The following is a 5,068-nucleotide window of genomic DNA, read 5'->3' on the forward strand; positions in this document are numbered from 1 at the left end:
TGTGGACTGGCCATCATCATTACAGGTATTTTCATTAAAGAATCTGCCGATTGGTGGGTTATCGGAGGCGGTATCGGAATCTTTTTAGTCGGTGTATTCTCCGATTTTAAACGTAACCTGTTTATCCGTATTGCTCACTATATATCAGCAATTGGCGGTTTTGCGCTCCTTGGATTAAGCTATTATTTCAGCTTCGGCAATATCGAATACACTATTATCATCGCTATTTCAGCTTTAATTGCAACAGGCTTTGCCGATAAGCGAATTTGGTGTTTGGAGCTGACAATGGCAGCAGAGATATTCATTGGTCTTTTCTATTTGGCTCACACAATCATGTAGTTCTTGTTTGTTCATGGATAAAAAGGGCTACATATCAAGGATTCGTGAGGATTTAAAGGCGGAACGTAAGCACTCTAAAACCACTATTGAAAGCATTGCCAAAAGCTTCGGTATTGCCAATAAAAACTTGGTGAAAGAATTTACAGAACTGGCAATAATCCTTAATGCAAGAGAGATAGCACACGACAGTTCGCTGACCACTTACGAAAAATACCTTGATATTGTAGCCCTGTATCAATCACAGGTTAACCTATCCATGCGTACAAGCATGAGTGTATTGATGCAGCAATATTCCACTCCGGCACCCATTTCGTTCCTGGCATCGAGTTATATCTTAAAATCAGGTAGTTTATCAGGCTACAAAGCTTTTAAGAATATCGTAAAAGGAAGCACAAAGGGTAAAATTGTCGGCAATGCTCACCTTACCAATGATAAAAACGACTTTCCAAGATACTTAGAGCCATCAGCAGGGAACGGACTTTTAACCATTGCTTTGCCTTATCACTATACCCATGTCAACGAGCTGGACGATGTAAGGCTTGCCAATCTGAAAGAACAACCTTTTGCAAAGGTCAGCTCTTGGGATGCCTTAAAACCTCCGGCAGCTTATGACAGAACCTTTGATGGCATAGTTACAAATCCGCCATTTGGTTCACTTTCTCAACCTGAACTTTTCGGAAAGTTTAAAATCAAGCGATTGGAACATGCTATGGCATTAAACGCTTTGCGTTGCATGAAGGATGATGGTAAGGCAGCTATAATAATTGGAGGTCATACCACTTGGGACGAACACGGTCGGGTTACGGCTGGAACTAACCGTATTTTCCTGAATTACCTCTATCACTTTTACAACGTTGAAGATATTATCCCGATTAATGGCAAAAAGCTATACTCCAGACAAGGAACTTCAATCAATACCCGATTGATTCTGATTGATGGAGCAAAAGCAGTTCCCGATGTAGCTGCTCCGCTTAAAAATAAATTACACAGCACCGTTGTCAATACCCATGAAGAGCTTTGGGACAGGGTTCAACTTCAACCATCTCCAGGAACTCTTACGAAAATCAACAAGAACATAGCCAGGTTGAGAGCAAAAGCAATTCTCATAAAACAGAAGCAGTATGAAACAAGTAGTATCATTTAGTAAGAACAGCATTACCATAAAGTTTGGTAGCGTTCCACCAAAACATATATCGGCAAGGCTTATTGAATTGGGCTTTAAAACCAACAACAATAAAAGCTTTGTCCGCACCCAAAAGCTGGCTCAGAACGAGCATGAGTATTTACAGGGAATGTTCGGTCATAAAGGGCTGGGCATGGCATATATCCCAACAGCCGAAAAAGGTTTTATCCTGGATACAACCGTTCCCGATTCAATGGGGCATGAAATGCACATCGCTATACGGAAAGTAAAGAAAAGTATCGGAATGCCCTTGTTTGACTACGTTGCCGAGAAACTCGATTACAACAATGACGAGCTTGTAAAGTCACTTTCATGCGAACAGATTGATGCTGTTTCATTAGCCATTTACAATATCGAGAAGCGTGGCCAGGGAATTATTGTTGGCGACCAAACAGGAATAGGCAAAGGTAGAACCGCAGCAGCTTTAATCCGCTACGGTGTTAAAAGCGGTCTTCAACCTGTGTTTTTATCCGAAAAGCCCAACCTGTTTACTGACCTCTATCGGGATTTATCCGACATTGGAAGTTCCGCCTTGGTTCCGTTTATCGTGAATACAAAAGAGAGCAAAACTAATGTGAAGGACAAAAGCGGTGAAGTCATATATACAGCTCCCGAAAAACCTACACAAGAGCGAATCATTAAGGGCAAGAAAGTACCCAACAATTACAATTTTGTTTGTGCCACTTATTCGCAGTTCAATCAGCCGAAAAAGCCAGCCAAACAAGAGTTTTTAAATGCTGCAAGTAGTGGCAATATCATAATCATGGACGAAGCTCATAATGCTTCGGGAAGCTCCAATACAGGTGAGTTTATGCAAGATGTATTAAGGCAAACCAAAGGCGTTTGTTTCCTATCTGCCACCTTTGCAAAACGACCTGATAACATGCCTATTTATGCTCAAAAGACTTCTATGAGCGATGCCAATATGAGCAAAGAGGATTTGGTGGAAGCCATCACCAAAGGCGGTGTTGCATTGCAGGAAGTATTAGCAGCCCAATTGGTTTCAGAGGGGCAAATGATTAGGCGTGAACGTTCTTTTGAAGGTGTAGAAGTAAACTACATCGAGCTGAAAGAAAAAACCAAAGAGCAAGCCGATACCGCAGACAAAGTAACTTCAATCATCCGTGATATTATCGGGTTCCAGGAGAAGTACATCAACAAACAAGTTGATGAGCTTGATAAGATTGCAGCAGCAGAAAGTAAAGAGGTTGAAACACGCAAAGGAACGGAAAAAGCCGGGGTTGATAATATTCCGTATTTCTCAAAGGTCTTCAACGTTATCAATCAATTGCTTTTTAGTCTAAACGCTGCCGATGTTGCCGACCATGCCATAAACAGGTTGAAAGAAGGTAAGAAACCTATCATTGCCTTTGCTTCAACGATGGGGAGCTTTTTAGAGGGAATGGCTAAACCTGATGATGTGATTAACGGAGATTTCTCAACCGTTTTGGAAAAAGGATTGGATTCTGTTCTTCGCTATACCGAAAAGGACATTGACGGAGAATCACAAGGCAAACAGTTCAATATTGCCGATTTATCGGAAGATGCTCAATTGGCTTATTATGATATAATCAGGAGAATCGAACAGGCTTCAACAGGCATTACAATAAGTCCACTTGATTTGATAATCCAAAAAATTAAAGAAGCCGGCTATTCAGTTGGTGAAGTTACAGGGCGAAAGCTTTGCGTACAATATAACTCCACCAAAGCAAAGAATACAACCGCCTTGGTGATGAGCCGAAAAAAGGAAAATACAGCCGACTTGTTCCGTCAATTCAATGACAATGAAATTGATTGTTTGCTGATTAATCAAAGTGGTTCAACAGGAGCTTCGGCACATGCCATTGTCACCGATAAGGTGCCAGCGGAAAAGGTTAAGCAGCGTGTGATGGTGATACTCCAACCTGAACTGAACATCAATACTGAAATTCAAAAGCGTGGGCGTATCAACCGTACAGGGCAAATAATGAAACCGATTTACGATTACATTATTTCGTCTATTCCTGCACAAAAGCGGTTTATGATGATGCTCAAAAAGAAGCTAAAATCATTGGATGCCAATACCACTTCCAACCAAAAAAGCAGTAAATCACAATTGGAATCCGATGACTTTCTGAATAAATACGGTGACAAAGTGGTTCGCCAATACATGTTGGAGAATGAGGAACTAAACAAAGCCCTGGACAATCCGCTCAAATTTGAAGGTAGAGAGAGTGATGAGACACCATCCGAAGGTGATGCTTCAAAAGTAACAGGGCGTGTGGCTGTTTTATCGGTTAAGGAACAAGAGAAATTCTATCAGGAAGTCATTGAGCGATATAACGATTACATCGAATACCTCAAGCAAGCCGATGAGTACGACCTTGAAGTGGAAGTCCTGAACCTAAAAGCAGAATCCCTTGAAAAACGAGTGGTAATTGCCGGGAAAGGTGGACGTTCAGTTTTTGGTAACGATACTTATTTGGAAAAGTGTGAATGTAACGTACTTAAAAAGCCGTATGGCAAGGCTGAACTTGAAAAGCTGATTCAAAAACAACTAAGCAGCAAACACCCTGATAGCATTTCTGAAGAAATAGTTTCAGCTCATGAAAAGTTCGTCCAAAACAAGTTATCTGACGATTTAAAGGCGTTGGAAGAAAAATACAAAGACCTTTTTAATGGTATTACCGATGAAAAAGGTTATCAGAAAATTCCTGTATATGACAAAGCAGCCCAAAGGGATTATGTTGCTGAACGAACTGAAGAAATTGAAGAAGGAAAACAAGCCGAGATTACCAAGACCAAAACACAAAGCGAGAACCGTAAACGATACCTGAACAACTTCTTTAAATTCTTCAAAGTCGGTCATGGTTATTTCTATCCGGCAGTCAGTTTTGAAACCGATAGTAGCGATAATTCATACTGCATGTTTCTTGGTTTCGATATTAACCCAAAGCGCAAGAATCCTTATGCTCCTTCATCGGTGAAGCTTCGTTTTGCCATATCGGACAGTCGTAAATACATCGTTCTCCCTGCTTCGGGTGATACCGCCAAAGAAATTGAACGTGTTATGAGCCGTAGTATGCAGCTCACAACAGGTCAAAAAGAAAGTTTGATTGAACGTTGGGATGAAGCCATTAAAGACTTCACGGCAGACCGACAAATCCGTTACATCGTAACAGGAAACATACTTCAAGGCTCTGCGGATTTTTCGGGTAAGTTGGTGAGCTTCACCACCAAAGGCAGAGGTGTTCAGAAAGGCATTTTAATGAGCGAGGCATGGTCGCCTGACAACAACGATAATAAGGCAGACAATTATGTTGTTGCTCCAATAGCCAAACTGCAAAAGCACATTATGAGCCTTCGTAATGGTGCTACCATTGCCACCGAAAACAGGATTACAATAGCCAGGCATTATGATGGCACTTTCAAGGTCATCATGCCGAAAACCAAAACGCATATTCCCATTTATACCGATAAAGAAGTGGTGAAGCTCCTGGTTAATAATCGGGATGGTTTTGAAATGGTTTCGGGCAATATGAGGGCTTCGGTTGAAGAAAGCAAGAT

The 5,068-nt window shown here is 41.2% G+C and carries 3 protein-coding genes; all 3 read left to right on the forward strand.

Annotated features, from left to right (window positions below; all coding sequences use genetic code 11):
- A partial coding sequence (locus tag OM075_RS24190; protein ID WP_301193137.1) for a hypothetical protein occupies positions 1-339 on the forward strand: 339 nt, incomplete at its 5' end.
- Entirely contained in the window at positions 305-1,483 is a 1,179-nt protein-coding gene (locus OM075_RS24195) for a class I SAM-dependent methyltransferase (protein ID WP_301193138.1), read from the forward strand. The genes OM075_RS24190 and OM075_RS24195, both read left to right, overlap by 35 nt.
- Positions 1,461-5,068 (forward strand): strawberry notch-like NTP hydrolase domain-containing protein (locus OM075_RS24200; protein WP_301193139.1); only part of this gene is annotated, 3,608 nt, incomplete at its 3' end. The genes OM075_RS24195 and OM075_RS24200, both read left to right, overlap by 23 nt.

The organism is Plebeiibacterium sediminum (genome assembly GCF_026013605.1).
GTDB lineage: Bacteria > Bacteroidota > Bacteroidia > Bacteroidales > Marinilabiliaceae > Saccharicrinis > Saccharicrinis sediminus.